The following is a 17,712-nucleotide window of genomic DNA, read 5'->3' as shown; positions in this document are numbered from 1 at the left end:
TCCTGCGAGCTGATAGCTTCTCCGAGTTGATCTTCCGTTCGCGGAATCGTTACTTCGTTTAAGGATGCACATTGCTCCGCCACCGGCTCCGCCGTTTACACCGTCTGACCCGCAGTGCGGCGGTCTCGGCCGTCGTCCTGGCCGCCCTGCCCGCGGCCCCGGCCTTCGCGAGCGGCACCTCGCCCGCCCCGCACCTCGACGCCGTCGAGAAGGCGCTGCGCGAGGTCTCGCCGGGACTGGAGGGTGACGTCTGGCAGCGCACCGACGGCAACAAGCTGGACGCCTCCGCCGCGGACCCCTCCGACTGGCTGCTGCAGACCCCCGGCTGCTGGGGCGACGCCGCGTGCAAGGAGCGTCCCGGCACCCAGCGCCTCCTGGCCAAGGTGACGGAGAACATCTCCAAGGCCAGGCGCACGGTGGACATCTCCACGCTCGCGCCCTTCCCGAACGGCGCGTTCCAGGACGCGATAGCCGCCGGTCTCAAGGCGTCGGTCGCGAACGGCAACAAGCCGAAGGTCCGCGTCCTGGTCGGCGCCGCGCCGGTCTACCACATGAACGTGCTGCCCTCGAAGTACCGGGACGACCTCAAGGCCCGGCTGGGCAAGGCCGCCGACGACATCACGCTGAACGTCGCGTCGATGACGACGTCGAAGACCAGCTTCTCCTGGAACCACTCCAAGCTCCTCGTCGTGGACGGCGAGTCGGCCGTCACCGGTGGCATCAACAGCTGGAAGGACGACTACGTCGACACCCAGCACCCGGTGACCGACGTGGACCTGGCGCTGACCGGCCCCGCCGCGAGCTCCGCCGGCCGCTACCTGGACACGCTCTGGACGTGGACGTGCCAGAACAAGAGCAACATCGCCAGCGTGTGGTTCGCGTCCTCGGGCGGCGACTGCATGCCCACGATGGAGAAGGACGCGGGCCCCAAGGCCGCCGGTCCCACGGGCAACGTCCCCGTGATCGCCGTCGGTGGCCTCGGCGTCGGCATCAAGGACTCCGACCCCGCCTCCGCGTTCCGCCCGCAGCTGCCCTCCGCCCCGGACACCAAGTGCGTCGTCGGCCTGCCCGACAAGACCAACGCCGACCGTGACTACGACACGGTCAACCCCGAGGAGAGCGCCCTGCGGGCCCTGCTGGCCAGCGCCGACCGCCAGATCGTGATCTCCCAGCAGGACCTGAACGCCACCTGCCCGCCCATCGCCCGCTACGACGTCCGCCTCTACGACATCCTCGCCGCCAAGATGGCGGCCGGCGTGAAGGTGCGCATCGTCGTCAGCGACCCCGCCAACCGCGGCGCGGTCGGCAGCGGCGGCTACTCGCAGATCAAGTCCCTGGCCGAGATCAGCGACACGCTCCGCAACCGCCTCGCCCTGCTCAAGGGCGGCGACCAGCAGAAGGCCAAGGCGGCCATGTGCTCCACCCTGCAGCTGGGGACCTTCCGCAGCTCCGCGAGCGCCACGTGGGCCGACGGGCACCCCTACGCCCTGCACCACAAGCTGGTGGCGGTCGACAGCTCCGCCTTCTACATCGGCTCCAAGAACCTCTACCCCTCGTGGCTGCAGGACTTCGGCTACATCGTGGAGAGCCCGGAGGCCGCCCGGCAGCTGGAGGCCAAGCTCCTCGACCCCGAGTGGAAGTTCTCGCAGGAGACCGCGACGGTCGACCACGCGCGGGGCGTCTGCTCGCTCTGAAACCGCTGAGCGCCCGGACGCATCCGGGACGCGCCACGGGGGAATGCCCGTACCTCATGGGTACGGGCATTCCCCCGTTCGTTCATATAACTACGTTCGAATATCGGCGAATGATCCGATCGTCTTCACTCCATAGTGAACGGATTTCATTCCGCCTCGCTCCGGATGCAACCATGCGCTGGCCCCGAACCGACCAGCGAGGAAATCTGGAGACTCAATGGAGCCATGTGGGGGAAGTGCGGTCCGTCGCTGGGGAGCGGCGCTGACCGCGTCGGCCGCGGCCATCGCGGTCGCCCTCCCGGGCGCGAACGCCGAGGCGGCCGCCGGGCCGCCGGGAATCGCGGCCAAGGGTGCCTTCCTGCTCGACAGCGACGCCAACCGCTCCCTGTGGGGCAAGGCGGCCGACACCCGACGGCAGATGGCCAGCACCACCAAGATCATGACCGCCGTCGTGGTCGTCGACGACCACGCCGGGGAGCTGAACCGGCGCGTGAAGATCAAGCAGTCCTACCGCGACTGGGTGCAGCGCAACCAGGCCAGCACCGCCGACCTGCGCACCGGCGACGAACTGACCGTACGGCAGCTGCTCTACGGGATGATGCTCCCCTCCGGGTGCGACGCGGCGTACGCACTGGCCGACGCCCTCGGCGACGGCGCGACGGAGCAGGAGCGCACAGCGTCCTTCATCGCCGGGATGAACGAGAAGGCGCGCGCCCTGGGGATGAGCAACACCCACTACGACTCCTTCGACGGCATCTCCTCCGGTGGCGGCAACTACTCCACCCCGCGCGACCTGGCGAAGCTCGCCCGGCACGCGATGGGTGACCGCACGCTGCTGACCGTCATGAAGTCGCTGACCACGCAGCAGAAGGCGGCCAACGTCAACCGCCTGTACACCTGGTACAACACCAACAAGCTGCTCGGTTCCTACCAGGGGGTCCTCGGGATCAAGACGGGCTCGACGCGGGCCGCGGGCCCCTGCCTCGTGTTCGCCGCCCGGCGCAGCGGCCGAACGGTCGTCGGCGTCGTGCTCGACGACCGCACCGGACGCTACCCGGACGCCGCGAAGATGCTCGACTACGCCTACGGGGAGCGCACTTCACTGAAGCTGCGCCAACTGCCCATGGGCGCCCACGAGGACTGACCTGCGGCACGGTGGCCCGGCTCCCGCCGGGGGCCGGGCCGCCTCAGGGCTCGTTGGAGGGGCGGGGCGAGGGCAGGGTGTTCCTCGCCCGGGGCCGGACGTGCTCGACGGCGTGGCAGTAGTCCAGGCCCACGAGCGGCTCTCCGGAGAAGAACCGCGTCATCAGGTCGACCACCTCGGCGGGCCGCTCCAGATGGACGAGGTGGTCGGCGTCCTTGACCGTGGTGAACCGGGCGTCCGCGAGCCGCGAGGCCGCCTCCCGGCTCAGCGCGGGCGTGCTCAGCGGGTCGTGCTCGCCGGTCGTCACCAGCGCCGGGACGCGCACGGCGGGACCGGCGGGGAGCCGGGGACTGGCGAGCAGCCGCAGGGAGTTGTCCTCGTACTTGGCGAGGTCGTCCGCCGTCATGTCGTGCAGGGCGCGGCTCAGGCACCGGACGATCGTCGGCCGGCGCGTGACCGTCACCCGCGGGGACGTGCACACCATGGTCTCGACGACGCACTCGACGAACTCGTCGTGCCGGCCCTTCTCCGCCATGCGGAGCGTGTCCTCCACGCGGGCCCGTACGTGGTCCGCCAGATGGGACATGGTGCCGACGAGGCCCATCCGCTCCGCCCGCCCGGGGTGGTCGCGCACCCACTGGTGGACCACGGCACTGCCGTAGGACCCGCCGAGCACGTTGACCGGGGACGGGGCCACCTTCGACAGCAGTTGGTCGAGCGCTCTGGCGAGGAAGTCGAAGCCGTACCGGGCCGGCAGCCGGTCCGCGCCGCCCCAGCCCGGAAGGTCCACCGTGATGACGCTCGCCGACTCCAGGAACCCCTGCTCCAGCCGGCCCCACGCGTTCTGGCGCTGGAACGCACCGCCCACCAGGACGACGGGTGCCAGTCTCGCGTTCGGCTGGTGCACGACCCGGCCGCTGTACGCGTAACCGTCGAGAGTGAGCGGGATGACCTCTTCCAAGAGGGCGGAACGAGTCGGCACGGCCGGTCTCCGTTCGTGGGGGGACTTCACCAGGGGGAACGAGAACCGCGGCGGGACGTTACTGCCGCCGCGGCCCACGGCCCGCGCGACGGGGAGCGCCCCTCACCCCGGGAACGTGCGGATCTCCTCCCGCACCAGAGCGGCCAGCCGGGCCCCCAGGTCGCGGTGGCCGTGGTCGGTCACCACCGTCACCGTCGCGCCCGCGTCGTGCACGGCCATCGTCATCGCGACCGGGTGCCCCGGGCTGAGCGGCGGCAGCGCGGACAGGCCGGTCAGCCGCGCCGGACCCAGCGCGAGCGGCCCCGTGTGCGTCGCCAGGCTGCTGCACAACAGGGAGGAGTGGAACGGGGAGTCCGCGTACCGCCCCAGGGCGTCGGACACCGGCCCGTACCGCAGCGGCCGCGACGCGACGAACACCGCCTGCGCCCGCGCCCGCTGCTTGAGCGCCGCCCGCCGCGTGAAGCCGTCCACCGCGGCCAGCCGCCGCCGGGCCCCCGCGGCCGTGGGCAGCGGCACCCGCACGGTGGCGTAGCGGTTGCCCAGCACCGCCGCCTCGTCGTCGCCGCGGACGTCGACGGGCACCATCGCGCAGACCCCCGGCAGCCGCCCCGTCACGCCCGCGCCCCGCAGCGCACCGGCGGCCGCGGCGAGGAAGACCGCATTGGCGGAGGCCCGGCCGGAGGCCAGGGCGTCACGGGCCGCTGCCAGCTCCGCCGCCGGCACCCGGCTCCAGGACACCGCACGCCGTGGGTCCACCGGCCCGTGGAAGGGCAGGGGCCGGGCCCGGGGCAGCAGATCCGCCAGGGCGCGTACCCGCGCGAGGCGGGGGAGGGCGGCCGCCGGCCCCGCGCCCGGCAGGGCGCGCTGTCCGGGCACGTGTGCCGGGGCACCGAGCAGGGACCGCAGCAGGGCGACGAGCGAGACGCCGTCCAGCAGGGCGTGATGGGCTCGCAGCAGCAGCGCGAAGTCCTCGCCGTCCGGCAGCAGATGCAGCTGCCACGGCGGCCGGCCCGCACCGAGGGGATGGGCCAGCAACTGTGCGGTACGGGCGGCCAGCGGCGCGGGAGAGGGCGACTCGGGAACGTGCGCGCCGGGATCGAACACCGGCCCCGGCGCCCACTGCGGCCACGCCCCGGGCCCGCCCGCGGCGGCGGGCGTCAGGCGCAGCCGTTCGTGAGCCCCCCACGTGCGGAGCGCGAGGTCGCGCAGGTGCGGCAGCGCAGGGGCGGGGCCCTCGAACCGGGCGAGGACCCCGGCGGTCATGCAGACCGCACCACTGCTCTGGTGCCGGTGCAGCCAGGCGTCCAGCGGCGGCATCGGCCTGAGGGCAGGCCGCTCCACTGCGGGGGCGGAGGAGGCGAGTTCGGGCAGCGACGGATGCGGTGTCACGCGGTGTCCTTACGTCCTGGTCTCACGCGGTTCTACGGGCGTGCCGGGGCCGGGCCCCCGGCGCCTTCCTCAGCGGGCCGTGTCCGCCACGGCCCGGGCGACCGCCCCGGCCCCGTCCTCCAGGCCCAGCCGGGCGGCGAGCTGCGTGGCCCGCCGGGCGAACCGGGGCTCGCCGGCCCGTCGCAGCGCCGCGGCCAGCCGGTCGGCGGTCAGCCGCGCGTGCGGCAGCACCTCCGGGCTCACCCCCAGCCGCACCAGCCGCTCGGCCCACCACGGCTGGTCGGTGAGGACGGGCACCGGAACCGCCGGCACCCCGGCCCGCAGCCCGGCCGCGGTCGTCCCGGCCCCGGCGTGGTGCACGACGGCGGCCGTGCGCGGCATGAGCCAGCCGTGCGGCAGCGGGCCGACCGTGATGACGTCGTCGTTCATCACGGACAGCCCCGCCCACCCCGACTGGACGATGCCCCGCACCTCGGCCAGGCGCAGGGCCCGCGCCGTGATCTCGGCGAGCCGCTCCGGGTCGCCGGGCATCATGCTGCCGAAGCCCACGAACACCGGTGGCGGCCCGGCCGCCAGGAAGTCGGTGACCAGCGCGGGCGGCTGCCAGTCCGCACACTCGTGCGGCCACCAGTACCCGGCCACCTCCAGGCCCGGCCGCCAGTCCGCGGGGAGGGGCACCACCGTGGGGCTGTAGCCGTGCCAGATGGGCCAGCCGCTGCGCTCCCGCTCCCGGCGCAGCCGGTGAGCGCTGCGGTACACCAGCCCCAGCCGGGCGTGCAGGCTGCGCTGGGCGGTGGCGTGGAGCGCGTCCAGCACGGCGTTCGCGGCGTGGCTGCGCAGCAGGTTGGCGTAGCCGGGCGGCTTCCAGGGCATCGTGCAGGGCGAGAACGCCGCCGTGGGGGCGTCGGGTTGCAGGAACACCCCCATGCTGGGAATCCGGTGGTACTGCGCCACGACCCTGCCGACCGGCGCGGCGAGCGCCGACAGCAGCACCAGGTCGGCCTTGGGGTCGACGGCGGCCAGGATCCCGTCGACGAGGGAGAGCGCCGCCTGCTCGGTGGCCCGCACCAGGCGGACGACCGACCGCGGCGAACGCACCGCGCGCCGGAAGCGGTTGTGCGCGCCCAGCAGCTCCTCGAAGGGATCCGCCTCCAGTGCGCGCATGCGCAGACCGCAGCAGGCCACCACCTCCGTGAACCTCGCATGGGCGGCGATCTCCACGTCATGGCCCTCGGCGAACAGCCGGTGACCGAGGCCCGTGTACGGAGCGACGGAGCCCATCGTGCCTGCTGTGATGATCTGGATGCGCATGTCCCCGGCCTTCCTGCTGCCCTGTCGCATCAACGAGGGGGCACCCGGCCCGGATACGGCACGCGCTCTACTTCGCCGCCGGGGACGCCCCCGCCGGGACCGGCAGCGGCTTGCCCGCACAGGTCAGATCCCGCTCCGGCGCCGTTCCCCCGACGAGGTACGCGTTCACGACGCCGTCCACGCACGCGTTGCCGTTCTCGAACTGGCCGTGGTCGCCGTCGTCGGTGACGGTGACCAGGCGCGAGCCGCGCAGCGCCCGGTGGGCCCGCACCGCCGCCTCGTAGTAAGTGGCCGGGTCGTGGACCGAGTTGACCAGGAGTGTCGTCGGCAGGCCGGCGCCGGTGACCTTCACCCGGGGCGCCTTCGACGCCGGCCAGGCCGCGCAGACCGCCGCGAAGGCGAGCTCGCGGGCGCCGACCAGCGGCAGCTCCGCGGTGTCCTTGCCGCTGCGCTCGATCCAGCGGTCGATGTTCCGGTCCCACCGCGTGTCGTTGCAGGTGACGGAGAAGTACTCGGCGAAGAAGCCGGGACCCGAGTACGAGCCGAAGACCTGAGTGACGAGGGCCTTCTCCTGCGTGCCGGCGGTGTCCCAGTGGTCGAGCGCGGCCAGCGCTCCCGCGAGCGGCTGGAAGCCCTGGCCCGCGTTGTATATGGCTTGCAGCGTGCCGTTGTCCAGCTGGTTGGGGCCGATCACCGTGTCGCCGGCCGTGACCGGGTGCGCGCGCAGGGCACTGCGCTGCCGCTCCCACGTCGCCTTCGCCTCGGCGGCGGTCCGCCCGTAGTGGTAGACGCCGTCGTACCGCGCCAGCCAGGGCAGGAAGTCCTGCTCGAAGCGGCGCTGGAAGCTCATGGGCTGCCCCGTCGTGAAGCTCTCCCAGGAGCCGTCGAACGCGATGTTGCTGTCGAGCACCGCGCGCTCGACGCGCTGCGGGAAGAGCGTCGCGTAGTAGGCGCCGACCATCGTGGCGTAGGAGGCGCCGTAGTAGGAGATCTTCTTCTCCCCGAGCAGCGACCGGAACAGATCCATGTCACGGACGGTCTGCTCGGTGGTGAGGTAGGGCAGGAGGTCCCCGCTGCGGCTCGTGCAGTGCTCCACGAACGCGCGGGAACGGTCCACCACCCGCTGCACCGCGGCGGGGGAGCGGTCGCGGAAGTCGCCCGCGGTGAAGTCCGCGAACTCCGCGTCGCTCTCGCACACCGCCCGCGTGCTGTTCCCGACGCCGCGCTGGTCGAAGCTCACCACGTCGTACGCGGCGTCGATCGCGGCCGAGCCCCCGGCGAGCCACCGGGGCCGCTGCAGGCCCGAACCGCCCGGGCCGCCCGCCGCCATCATCAGCACCCCGCGCCGCTTCGCCGGGTCGCCCGCGCGGTGCCGGGAGACCGCGACGGTGAGGTCGGGCCCCGCGCCGGGGTCGTGCCAGTCGCGCGGCACCGCCATCGTCGCGCACTCCAGCGGCGAGTCCTTCCCGCACCGTTGCCAGTCCAGGTGCTGCTGGGCGTAGCGGGCGGGCACGGCCTGCCGGGCCTGGGCGACGGATGCCGGAAGGACGGCGGCGGCTATCGCCGTCACCACGGCGCCCGACAGGGCGGACCTCATCCGCCGCGACTTCCCGAACGTGAACATCGATCCTCCTGCGCGGTTGCGGTTGCGCAGTCGATGCTGCCGCCCGGCACGTACCGGATCGATCCCGCCAGTATCCGACCCCGGGGTGGTGCTGGTGCCACCCCCGGGCCGGAAAGGGGACTGTCGACCGGCGGGGGTTCCATGGTGAAGTCGACCGGCAAGGGCACTCTCCCCATCAGGAGGAACGCTCCATGGACATCGCAGCACTGCGCCGGGACACCCCCGGCTGCGCCCACCGCGTGCACCTCAACAACGCCGGCGCCGGGCTGGTCTCCCGCCGGACCCTCGACACGATGACCGCCCACCTCGAACTCGAAGCCCGCATCGGCGGCTACGAGGCCGCGACCGAGCGGGAAGAGGCCGTCGAGGACGTCTACGCCGCCCTCGCCGAACTCGTCGGCGGCCGCCCCGAGGAGGTGGTGCTGTTCGACAACGCCACGCACGCGTGGCAGGCCGCCTTCTACTCCCTCGCTTTCGGGCCGGGCGACCGGATCCTGACCGGCCGCGCCGAGTACGGCAGCAACATCCTGGCCTACCTGCAGGTGGCCCAGCGCACCGGGGCCGAGGTCGTCGTGGTGCCCAACGACGTCCACGGCCGGCTCGACACCGCGGCCCTGGCCGCCCTCATCGACGAGCGCACCCGGCTCGTCGGCATCAGCCACGTGCCCACCAGCGGCGGCCTGGTCAACCCGGTCGCTGAGATCGGCCGCATCACCCGCCGGGCCGGGGTGCCGTTCCTCCTCGACGCCACGCAGTCGGTCGGCCAGTTCCCCGTGGACGTCCAGGAGATCGGCTGCGACCTGCTCGCGGCCACCGGCCGCAAGTTCCTCCGGGGCCCGCGCGGCACCGGCTTCCTGTGGGTGGGCCCCGGCATCCTCGACCGCCTCGACCCGCACGTCAGCGAGGCCGCGTCCGCGGTCTGGGACGGCAAGCGCGGATTCACCTGGCAGCCGGGTGCACGGCGCTTCGCCACCTGGGAGATGGGCTGGGCCGGCGTGCTCGGCCTGGGCAGCGCCGTGCGGCAGGCCCTGGAACTGGGCGTCGCGGCCACCGGCGAGCGCGCGATCGCCCTGGGGGCCGCCCTGCGCGAACGGCTCGACGCGCTGCCGGGAGTGGCCACGTACGACCTGGGACGCGAGCGGTGCGCCATCGTGACCGCCAAGGTCGACGGCGTGCCCGCGGACGAGGTCAAGGCCGCGCTGGCCCGCGAGGGGATCAACGTGAGCATCACCTGGCCCGGCCAGTCGCAGTTCGACACCGAGGACCGCGGCGTTCACCCGCTGGTACGGCTCTCCCCGCACTACTACAACACCGAGGACGAGCTCGACCGGGCGGTGGCCGCCCTGGCCGGCCTCGCCCGGACGGGTCAGCCCAGGTAGTCGATCTGGTAGATGTGCAGCGTCTTCGTCTGGTGCCCCAGGTAGATGACGACGAAGACGTCGTCGAGCACGAGCATCCGCATGATGCCGTCGTCCTCGCCGTACGGCACGGTCACCGACAGGGGGTCCGCGCAGGCCGCGGCGAGGACGTCGCTGAGCTGTCCGCTCACCGGCGCCGGGAGGGAGTCCCAGACGGCCGCTATCGTCGCATCGTATTTGAGCGCGTACACGGCCTCAGCGTGTCAGCTCACGCCCCTCCGTGGGCGCGAACCAGGGCAGCGTCCTCCTGCACCTTCTGGGTGATGTCGATCCACTCGCCCGGGACCTCGCCCCCCGCGGCCTCCGCGGCGGCCGCCTGCCGTCCGCGTTCGACGGCGGCGAGCGTGCGTTCGGCGATGCCCTGCCACTTGGCGAACACGGCCGGGACCGTGTGCGCCGGGGCACTGCCGATCTCGTCGGCGAAGCGCCGGGACAGGTCGGGACTGCCGAGAGCGTCGCGAATACGTTCGATGCTCCACACCGGGCCGGTGCTCATGGGTCCTCCCCGCGTCGGCGGCTCGACCGCCCAGAGTAGCGAAATTGTCCTCGCCGTATCAGAGGAACCCGAGGGGCTGTTCCGTGCCACCGGACCGCCGTTGCCCACCGCGGCGTTCAGTGCAGGAAGACGACGCTCTGGAACGCCTGCACACCGTAGAAACCGGCGGGGAAGTACGCCGCCGCGCCCCGGCAGTCGGGTGTGTCGAACAGATAGGCGTTGAGGTCTGTTTCGTTGCCGGTGACGCCCTGGGCGTAGCCGACGGCGTAGCACCGGCCCTCGACGGGATCCGGCAGTCCGTGCCGCACGGTGCCCGGCCGGGTGTGGTAGACGAACGTGCCGGTGGTCGCCCGGGCGGCCGGCGGCGGGGCGGTGAGGGTGACGAGCGCGGCGAGCGCCAGGGAGCCGAGCACGCGGAGCGGATGTCGCACAGTGCGCCATGCTCGTCGACGCCACCGGGACGCAGGGCCGGTTGGCGGCCGGCTTCACCCGTACGGAGAAGACCGCCCGGGCGCGGTGGCTCCCGGCACGTCCAGACCGTAGACCCGGCGGGCGTTGTCCGCCGCGACCAGCGCTGCCACCCTTTCCGCGTCCGCCGCCGACCACGCGCCCCGGGCCACCCAGCCCGTCAGCAGTTCCTCCAGCGCCTGCCGGAAGAGGGCGGCCCCCACCGCGTACAGCTCCGGCAGCCCGTAGGCGTCGGTGGAGAAGAGCAGCTTCCCGAACGGGGTCAGCTCCAGCATCTCGGCCAGCACCGCCTGCGCCCGTGCGCCCGTGTGCGTCAGGGAGAGCCCCATGTCGGCGTAGACGTGCGGGTAGGAGTGGGCGAGGAAGCCGGCGTTGCGGTGGTAGGGGTAGCCGTGCAGCAGCACCAGGGTGCAGCCGGTGGGGCGGACCTCCCGTACGAAGTCGGTGAGCAGCAGCGGGTCGCAGCGGTGCAGCCGGAGGTCCGGGTCGCCGAAGCCGGTGTGCAGCTGGACCGGCCTGCCGGTCTCCGCGGCGGACCACAGCAGATGGCGCAGCAGTACGGGGTCGGCCAGCCGTCCGCCCGCCGCCCGGGCCACGAGCCAGCGGCCGGCGGCGGCCCGCACCTCGGCGGGGTCCGGCGGGCCGGGCTCGAAGTCCAGGCCGTAGCGGTAGGCGGCCACCGACTTGAAGGCCACGGCGTCGCGGGCGCCCTGCCGCACGGCGTCGGCGAGGCCGTCGAGGAACTCCTTGCGGCCGCCGGCGCGGTCGGCGACGCGCTCCGCCAGGCTCTCCAGGCGGACGACCTCGTGGCAGACGGCACCGCCGCCCGCGGCGGCCGCCAGCTCCGCGGGGGTCGTCAGGTCGCCCGGGATCCCCGTGTCCACCAGGAAGGCGGCGATGCCGCAGGCGCTCAGCAGCCGCCGCGTGGCCTCGGCCGGACCCAGCTCGGCGCGCCGCCGCAGGTACTCCTGCGGCGGGCAGTGCGGGGGGAGGTCCAGCAGGGGAGCGCACCAGCGGCGCACGGCCAGGCCGAGCTGGGTGTCGAAGAAGGAGGTGCCGGGTGCGGCGGGGGCGTCGGATTCGGTGAGGTAGGACGCGAAGGAGGCGGGCGACAGGGCGGAGCGCTCCACGCCGTGGCAGTGGTGGTCCACCAGCGGGGGCACCGGGAGACCGGTCATGTCAGTACCGCCGGCGGGTCGCGGCCGCGACGTCCTTCGGCGCGAGGCCCTCGAACAGCTTCACCTCGCCCGCGCGGACCGCGGCGATCGCCTCGAACAGCGGCTCGCCGAGGGCGGTGCGCAGCAGGTCGGAGCGCTCGAAGTGCTCCAGCGCCCCGGCGAGCGAGGTGGGCAGCCGCTGCTGTCCGCCGGTGCGGGCCGGGTCGCCGGCCGTCGGCGGCGGCAGGGTCAGCCCCTCGTCGAGCCCGGCCAGCCCGGCGGCGATGACCGCGCCTGTCACCAGGTACGGATTGGCGGCCGCGTCGAAGCACTTGACCTCGGCGTTGGCGCCGTCGGTGTCGTCCGGCGCGCCGGTGATGAAGCGCAGGGCGGTCTCCCGGGTCTCCAGGCCCCAGCACTGGTAGACACCCGCCCAGCGCGAGGGTTCGAGCCGCAGGTAGCTGGCGGGCGTGGGCGCGCCGAGGGCCAGCAGGGCGGGCAGCTCCCGCAGCACCCCGGCCAGGAACGCCTCGCACTCGGCGGTCATGCCGTACGGGCCGTCGCCGCCGCGGCACAGGTTCCGCTCGTCCCGCCACAGGCTCAGGTGCAGGTGCGCGCCGTTGCCCACGCCGCCCGGCTCCACGACGGGGGCGAAGGAGGCGTCGAGGCCGTTGCGCAGGGACACCGCGCGGATCGTCTCGCGGACCAGTACGGACAGGTCGGCCGCGCCGACGGGATCCGACGGGGCGACCGACACCTCGAACTGCCCGGGGGAGTATTCGGGGTGGATCTGCAGGACCTCGATGCGCTGGGCGATGAGCGCGTCCAGGACGTCGCGGAGGTAGTCCGACAGCTCGACCACCCGGGTCATGCCGTAGGCCGGGCCGGAGCAGGCGTAGCGCGGGGGCTCGTGTCCGTTGGCGTGGGTGACGACCCATTCGGTCTCGAACCCCATGCGCAGCCGCAGCCCCCGGGCCGCCGCCGCGTCCGCCATCCGGCGCGCGAACCCGCGCTGACACCCCACGTAGGGGGTGCCCTGCTGCTCGAAGCGGTCGACGGGCGCCCAGGCCCAGCCGGGCTGTGCGGCCAGCACCGTCAGCCGCTCCAGGTCGGGGAAGAGCCGCAGATCCCCGTCCGGGCCGCCGATGTGGCGGCTGGTGACGCTGGAGTCGTCGACGAGGTACACGTCGAAGCAGGGCGACGCCCCCACGCCCCGGCGGGCGGTGTGCGCGAGCCGGTTCGTGGGGACGGCCTTGAGGCGGGAGATGCCGGCGTTGTCCACCCAGGTCAGGAGGACGCCATGGATGTCCTGCGCGGTGAGCTGCGCCGCGGCCTGCCGCGCCGCGGACTCCGCCCGCTCCCGTTCCTGCACGGTCCGCTCCTCACCGTCGAAAACCCTCTGGCCCAGGGATTCTGGTCACGAGCGGCCCGTCTTACACCTCACGTCCCGGTGGTTCCTTCGGGCACGGCGTGTCGGCGCACCGCCGAAGGGGTGGCGTTGCGGGGGTCAGCGCAGGGCCGTGAGGGTGGTGAGGGCGCGGTGCGCCGCGGTGCCGGAGGCGGGCTTCGTGCCGCAGTACTCCGCCTCGATCAGCCCGGTGAAGTCGGCTTCCCTCCAGTCGTCGTTGTAGTTGAACGCGGTGGTGTGGCGGCCGTCCGCGTCGGAGGTGGCCAGGGAGGAGGAGCCGTGGATTCCGCCGCTGTGCAGCCACACGGTCTTCCCGCAGGAGAGGGTGGCGGCGGAGACGCCGAGGCCGTACCGGCCCCCTTCACCGCCCATCGGCACGGTGGTGAGCAGTTCCCGCTGCTGGCGTTCGGGCAGCAGCTCGCCGCGGAGCAGCGCGCGGTAGAAGCGGTTGAGGTCGCCGGTGGTGGAGATGATCTCGCCGGCCGCGCCGCCCCAGGAGGGGTTGAGCTCGGTGACGTCGTACACCTTCGGGCCCGGCCCGGTGAACGAGAGCGTGCTGTACGCCCGTCCGTGCGGCGCGGGCATGCGGGGCGAGGTGCCGGGCAGCGTCGTGGAGCGCAGGCCCGCCTTGCCGATGACGCGCTTTTCGATCTCCGCGGCGTACGAACGGCCGGTGACCTTCTCGACGATCATTCCGGCGAGGATGTAGTTGGTGTTGGAGTAGTGCCAGCCCTTGCCCGGCTCGAAGTAGGGCCGGTGCTGCACGGCGGTCGCGACGAGCTGCCGGGGTGTGTAGGTGTCGTAGCGGTGTTCGAGAAAGCCGGTGGTGATCCGCTCGACGAAGCCGGGGTCGTCGGTGTAGTTGAAGATGCCGCTGGAGTGGTTGAGCAGCTGGCGGACGGTGATCCGGCTGCCGTCGTGGCCGTTGCCGCGCACCACGCCGGGCAGCCGGCGCTCGACCGTGTCGTCGAGGTCGAGTCTGCCCTCGGCCTCCAGCTGCAGGAGGACGACGGAGACGAACGCCTTGCTGATGCTGCCGATGCGGAAGCGGTCCTGGGCCAGGCGCGGCCGGTGGGTGGTCAGGTCGGCGACGCCGGCGGAGCCGTTCCACGTGCCGTGTTCGTCCTGAACCCGCCCCAGGACGCCCGGCGTCCCGGCCTTCACCTCGGCCTCCATGATGGCCCGGGTGGCGGCGTGCGGGGCGGTGCTCCGTTCCGTGCCGGCCGCTGCCGCGGTCTGTACGGTCGTGGCGGCCAGGGCGGCCGTCACGACCGCGACCACGGCCGTCCGTAAGGTGCGTGCGCTCATCGTCTGCTGCCTCTCTCTCGTGGGAGGGGACCTGTGCACCTGCCAGGACCGCGTCAACCGCCGTGGCGTTGAGCGGACTTCGGGAGGGTGTACGGAATCCAGCCAGTCGTTTCATCCGACAGGACCGGCGTTCGGGGATCAGTCCGGAAGATCGGTCTATTCCCTGCAATCTCACTCGTTCGACGGAATGCACCCGAGGTAACCGAACAACTACGCTTGGTTTGTGACGATCTGGGGTCGTACGGGAGTGCTGCAGCCCGCGGTGCGGGCTGTTCTCGCCGTGCTGGCCTCTGCGCTGCTCGTGCTCTCCGGCGCGGTGGCCGAGGGAATGGAGAGCGTCTCCGTCAGGGAGGAGATTCCCGCGTCCGCCCCCCTGGCGGACGGCTCCTCCGACGAGTGCACCGCGTGCACGGCCGAGCAGCGGGTTCCACGTCCGGGGAGGGTGGGGCGGCCGACGGGCAGGCGCGCCTGTCCGCCGGCCCTGGCGTCTGCCGCCGGAGCAGCCGGGGGGCTCTCCGGCCGGCAGGCGCCGTCCCGGCCGGGCGGCGTCATCGCCGCCGACGACCGCGCGCACCATTCCGTCCTGCGCTGCTGACCGGAACCACGTCCCGTCCTCCGTGTGAGGGCGGGGCGTCGGTGTTTTCCCGGCATGCCAGCAGGTACGACAGCAGGAGATACGTCATGCGCATCGATCCCGCGCGTGCGCTCGGCGCCTATGTGCGCGCCGAGGCTTACCGCATCCACCGCCCCGACCCCGACCCCGAGCCCGCGCCCGTCATCGTGGAGGAGCGCCCCGACGCGCCGGTGGCCGAGGAGCCCGCCGGCCGGTCCGGCTTCCGCCGGCCCGGCGTGCTGGCCAGGTTGTTGCTCCTCCGTCGCCGGTAACGCCCCTGGCGGGGCGTCATGTCCGGGAGTCGTCGCCCGGGTCCGCCTGCCGGCGGGCCGGCCCGGGCGGCGGCAGGCCGGAGGCTCCGGTGGAGTGACTTTTAGGTAAGGCTAACCTAATATTCATGGCGTCCGGTGTGGGGTGATCCCGCACCGATGGCGCCCCCTGTTCTTTTTGAGCCCGTTTCAACGTCCGGAGCCTTCGATGACCTCGCCCGACCGCCTCCTCCCGTCCGTGCCGCGCCGTGCGGCCCAGGCTCTCGCCGCCGTGGGTGCCGCCGCCTTGCTGCTGACGGGTTGCGGCGGGGGCTCCGACTCCGGCTCCGACGCCACGAAGAACGAGTCGACGTCCGACGGCGGCGGGACGCGCACGGTCAAGGACGCCACCGGCACGGCGGTCAAGGTCCCCGCCAACCCCCGGCGCATCGTGACCCTCACGCAGGAGGACCTCGACGCGGTGCTCGCCCTCGGCATCAAGCCGGTCGGCATCACCAACGGTCAGGGCCTGAACAAGCCCCCGGCCTACCTTGAGGACAAGGTCAAGGGCGTCAACGTCGTCGGCAACCTGCTGCAGCCGGTGATGGACAAGGTCCTCGCCGCCAAGCCCGACCTCATCCTCGCCGGCGACATGCAGGACCAGCAGGTCCTCAAGCAGCTCCGCGAGATCACCCCGGCCACCCTGGTCACCATGGCCCCCACCGATGACTGGAAGCTCTCCTTCCGGGGGGTTGCCAACGCGGTCAACGGCCTGGACAAGGCGAACAAGGTCATCGCCGACTACGAGGCCAGGGCCAAGAAGGCCGGCGAGGAGCTCGGCGAGAGCAAGGGCGCCGAGGTCAGCATCGTCCGCTGGAACCCGGACGGCCCGAGCTGGATGGAGAAGAAGCAGTTCGCCTCCGGCGTCGCCCTGGACATGGGGCTCAAGCGGCCCAAGGCCCAGGACAAGGACGGCAACGCCCACACCCCGGCGCTGAGCCTGGAGAAGATCAACGAGATCGACGGCGACTGGCTCTTCCTGTCCACCCTCACCTCGGACGGCGAGAAGGCCCTGAAGGACGTCCAGGAGAAGCCGGCGTACAAGGACCTGAACGCGGTGAAGAAGAACCACGCCGTGACCGTCAGCGGTTCGGTGTGGTCGACGCGGGGTGGCCCGCTGGCCAGCCTGGTCGTCGTGGACGACATCACGAAGGCGCTGAAGAAGTAGCGTGACCCGGACGGGCCGGACGATCCGGCCCGTCCGGGGTTCGGGGCGGAGCCCCGGGAACCGGTTGAAAGGGCGGGGTGGGGGAACCTACGCGCGGCGGGCGGCCGCGAAGTCCGCTGCCGTCCACGCCATCCCCACCGCGCCGTCCACGACGGCCCGTTCCGCCGCCGGGGACACGGCCGCCGCCACGAACTCCGGCTCGTGCGGCCCGCACGCCCCGCCCGTGATGTCCAGCACCGGGTGGATCGACGGCACCACGTGCGAGACGTTCCCCATGTCCGTGCACGCGAACGCCTCCCGCTCCTGCGGCTCCGGCCGGCCCAGCGCCCGGGCGTTGGCCTGCCACAGGCCGATCAGCTCCGGGTCGGTGCGGAAGTCCAGGTAGTCCGGCTCCGGGCGGGTGAGCGTCACCTCGCAGCCCGTGGCGACCGCCCCCGCCCGGAAGCACGCCTCCACCCGCTCGCGCAGCTCCCGCAGGTCCTCGGCGGCCGACGCGCGGATCTCGTACTCCGCGGTGGCCCGGTCGGGGATGAGGTTCGGCCGCGTGCCCGCGCCGGTGGTCACCCCGTGCACCTTCCACTGCGGAGGCAACTGCTGACGCAGCAGCCCCAGAGCAACCTGAGCAACCGTCAGGGCGTCGGCGGCGTTGCGTCCCTCGTGCGCATTGAGGCTGGGGTGCGCCGAGCGCCCCCGGTACGCGACCGAGAGGGTGCCCAGCGCGAACGAGCGGAACTCGGCAACCTCGAACGGGCAGGGGTGCACCATCATCGCGGCGTCCACCCCCTCGAAGGCCCCCGCCTCCAGCAGCAGCGCCTTGCCCGCCCCGCTCTCCTCGGCGGGAGTGCCCAGCACCCGGACCGTCAGGCCCAGTTCGTCGGCGTGGGGGGCGAGGGCGAGCGCCGCGCCCACGCCGGCGGCGGCGATCAGGTTGTGGCCGCAGGCATGGCCGAGGTCCGGCAGCGCATCGTACTCGCAGGCGATGGCCACGGTGACCGGACCCGAACCGGCGGTCGCGCAGAAGGCGGTGTCGAGGCCGTAGGCGGGGGCGGTGACGGTGAAGCCGTGGTCCCGCAGGGCGCCGGCGCACCATGCGGCGGCCCGGTGCTCGGCGAAGGCGGTCTCGGGGTGCGCGTGAAGGCGACGGCTGAGCGCCAGGAGCTCCTCGCGATGGGCTGAAACGCGCTCGCGCATGGCGGATTTGAGGCCGTCGGCCACGGTCATGTC

Annotated in this window: 17 protein-coding genes; 6 read left to right on the top strand and 11 right to left on the bottom strand. The window is 73.0% G+C overall.

Annotation, left to right across the window (positions count from 1 at the left end; all coding sequences use genetic code 11):
* The first annotated feature begins 71 nt into the window (after positions 1–71).
* Together LE181_RS18930 and LE181_RS18925 are read left to right on the top strand one after the other, a co-directional pair.
* The gene (locus LE181_RS18930; protein WP_225662495.1) at positions 72–1,694 is read left to right on the top strand and encodes a phospholipase D-like domain-containing protein; all 1,623 of its coding nucleotides are present in this window, start codon (positions 72–74) and stop codon (positions 1,692–1,694) included.
* 217 nt (positions 1,695–1,911) lie between these two features.
* Positions 1,912–2,838, top strand: a complete 927-nt coding sequence (locus tag LE181_RS18925; RefSeq protein ID WP_225662494.1) for a D-alanyl-D-alanine carboxypeptidase family protein — start codon at positions 1,912–1,914, stop codon at positions 2,836–2,838.
* A gap of 43 nt (positions 2,839–2,881) precedes the next feature.
* Here LE181_RS18925 and LE181_RS18920 read toward each other — a convergent pair whose 3' ends face one another.
* From LE181_RS18920 to LE181_RS18905, 4 genes are all read right to left on the bottom strand, one after another.
* Positions 2,882–3,820: an alpha/beta fold hydrolase gene (locus tag LE181_RS18920; RefSeq protein WP_225662493.1), complete on the bottom strand. Its 939-nt coding sequence runs from the start codon at positions 3,818–3,820 to the stop codon at positions 2,882–2,884.
* 102 nt (positions 3,821–3,922) lie between these two features.
* A complete protein-coding gene (locus LE181_RS18915; RefSeq protein WP_225662492.1) occupies positions 3,923–5,209 on the bottom strand; it encodes a wax ester/triacylglycerol synthase domain-containing protein in 1,287 nt (428 codons plus the stop codon).
* 69 nt (positions 5,210–5,278) lie between these two features.
* The gene (locus LE181_RS18910) at positions 5,279–6,520 is read right to left on the bottom strand and encodes a glycosyltransferase (RefSeq protein WP_225662491.1); all 1,242 of its coding nucleotides are present in this window, start codon (positions 6,518–6,520) and stop codon (positions 5,279–5,281) included.
* Positions 6,521–6,587: 67 nt separating this feature from the next.
* Positions 6,588–8,144 (bottom strand): alpha/beta hydrolase, encoded by a 1,557-nt coding sequence (locus tag LE181_RS18905; protein ID WP_225662490.1) that lies wholly within the window; start codon positions 8,142–8,144, stop codon positions 6,588–6,590.
* A 191-nt stretch (positions 8,145–8,335) separates the two neighbouring features.
* Here LE181_RS18905 and LE181_RS18900 point away from each other — a divergent pair, with 191 nt between their 5' ends.
* Positions 8,336–9,523 carry an aminotransferase class V-fold PLP-dependent enzyme gene (locus LE181_RS18900; RefSeq protein WP_225662489.1) on the top strand — a complete coding sequence of 396 codons (1,188 nt, stop codon included), beginning with the start codon at positions 8,336–8,338 and terminating at the stop codon, positions 9,521–9,523.
* On the opposite strand, the gene LE181_RS18895 is transcribed toward LE181_RS18900, so the two are convergent.
* The 6 genes from LE181_RS18895 to LE181_RS18870 all read right to left on the bottom strand — a co-directional run bounded on the left by LE181_RS18895 (position 9,511) and on the right by LE181_RS18870 (position 14,399).
* Entirely contained in the window at positions 9,511–9,753 is a 243-nt protein-coding gene (locus LE181_RS18895) for a hypothetical protein (protein ID WP_190107786.1), read from the bottom strand. The two genes, LE181_RS18900 and LE181_RS18895, sit on opposite strands and share 13 nt — an antisense overlap.
* Before the next feature lie 17 nt (positions 9,754–9,770).
* Positions 9,771–10,058: a hypothetical protein gene (locus LE181_RS18890; RefSeq protein WP_225662488.1), complete on the bottom strand. Its 288-nt coding sequence runs from the start codon at positions 10,056–10,058 to the stop codon at positions 9,771–9,773.
* A 116-nt stretch (positions 10,059–10,174) separates the two neighbouring features.
* The gene (locus LE181_RS18885) at positions 10,175–10,489 is read right to left on the bottom strand and encodes a hypothetical protein (protein ID WP_225662487.1); all 315 of its coding nucleotides are present in this window, start codon (positions 10,487–10,489) and stop codon (positions 10,175–10,177) included.
* A gap of 54 nt (positions 10,490–10,543) precedes the next feature.
* On the bottom strand, positions 10,544–11,704 hold the full coding sequence (locus tag LE181_RS18880) for an amidohydrolase family protein (RefSeq protein WP_225662486.1): 1,161 nt from the start codon (positions 11,702–11,704) through the stop codon (positions 10,544–10,546).
* 1 nt (position 11,705) lies between these two features.
* On the bottom strand, positions 11,706–13,055 hold the full coding sequence (locus tag LE181_RS18875) for a type I glutamate--ammonia ligase (RefSeq protein ID WP_225662485.1): 1,350 nt from the start codon (positions 13,053–13,055) through the stop codon (positions 11,706–11,708).
* A 135-nt stretch (positions 13,056–13,190) separates the two neighbouring features.
* Positions 13,191–14,399, bottom strand: coding sequence for a serine hydrolase domain-containing protein (locus LE181_RS18870; protein ID WP_225662484.1), 1,209 nt, complete (start codon positions 14,397–14,399; stop codon positions 13,191–13,193).
* 223 nt (positions 14,400–14,622) lie between these two features.
* Here LE181_RS18870 and LE181_RS18865 point away from each other — a divergent pair, with 223 nt between their 5' ends.
* From LE181_RS18865 to LE181_RS18855, 3 genes are all read left to right on the top strand, one after another.
* The gene (locus LE181_RS18865) at positions 14,623–14,994 is read left to right on the top strand and encodes a hypothetical protein (RefSeq protein WP_225662483.1); all 372 of its coding nucleotides are present in this window, start codon (positions 14,623–14,625) and stop codon (positions 14,992–14,994) included.
* 86 nt (positions 14,995–15,080) lie between these two features.
* Entirely contained in the window at positions 15,081–15,284 is a 204-nt protein-coding gene (locus LE181_RS18860; RefSeq protein WP_225662482.1) for a hypothetical protein, read from the top strand.
* A gap of 205 nt (positions 15,285–15,489) precedes the next feature.
* Positions 15,490–16,488 (top strand): ABC transporter substrate-binding protein, encoded by a 999-nt coding sequence (locus tag LE181_RS18855; protein WP_225662481.1) that lies wholly within the window; start codon positions 15,490–15,492, stop codon positions 16,486–16,488.
* An 87-nt stretch (positions 16,489–16,575) separates the two neighbouring features.
* Here the strand turns inward: LE181_RS18855 and LE181_RS18850 are convergent, their stop codons facing one another.
* Positions 16,576–17,709 (bottom strand): M20 family metallopeptidase, encoded by a 1,134-nt coding sequence (locus tag LE181_RS18850; protein ID WP_225662480.1) that lies wholly within the window; start codon positions 17,707–17,709, stop codon positions 16,576–16,578.
* Between the last annotated feature and the right edge of the window lie 3 nt (positions 17,710–17,712).

The sequence above is a fragment of the Streptomyces sichuanensis genome (assembly GCF_020328095.1).
GTDB classification, from domain to species: Bacteria; Actinomycetota; Actinomycetes; order Streptomycetales; family Streptomycetaceae; genus Streptomyces; species Streptomyces cinnamoneus.
The sequence above is the reverse complement of the archived record's forward strand: the minus strand, read 5'-3'. Positions and strand labels throughout refer to the sequence as shown.

Coding starts and splice junctions, on each gene's coding strand:
- LE181_RS18850 (WP_225662480.1), bottom strand. CDS start 17,709: ATGACCGTGGCCGACGGCCTCAAATCCGCCATGCGCGAGCGCGTTTCA.
- LE181_RS18905 (WP_225662490.1), bottom strand. CDS start 8,144: ATGTTCACGTTCGGGAAGTCGCGGCGGATGAGGTCCGCCCTGTCGGGC.
- LE181_RS18890 (WP_225662488.1), bottom strand. CDS start 10,058: ATGAGCACCGGCCCGGTGTGGAGCATCGAACGTATTCGCGACGCTCTC.
- LE181_RS18880 (WP_225662486.1), bottom strand. CDS start 11,704: ATGACCGGTCTCCCGGTGCCCCCGCTGGTGGACCACCACTGCCACGGC.
- LE181_RS18870 (WP_225662484.1), bottom strand. CDS start 14,399: ATGAGCGCACGCACCTTACGGACGGCCGTGGTCGCGGTCGTGACGGCC.
- LE181_RS18910 (WP_225662491.1), bottom strand. CDS start 6,520: ATGCGCATCCAGATCATCACAGCAGGCACGATGGGCTCCGTCGCTCCG.
- LE181_RS18860 (WP_225662482.1), top strand. CDS start 15,081: ATGCGCATCGATCCCGCGCGTGCGCTCGGCGCCTATGTGCGCGCCGAG.
- LE181_RS18900 (WP_225662489.1), top strand. CDS start 8,336: ATGGACATCGCAGCACTGCGCCGGGACACCCCCGGCTGCGCCCACCGC.
- LE181_RS18925 (WP_225662494.1), top strand. CDS start 1,912: ATGGAGCCATGTGGGGGAAGTGCGGTCCGTCGCTGGGGAGCGGCGCTG.
- LE181_RS18855 (WP_225662481.1), top strand. CDS start 15,490: ATGACCTCGCCCGACCGCCTCCTCCCGTCCGTGCCGCGCCGTGCGGCC.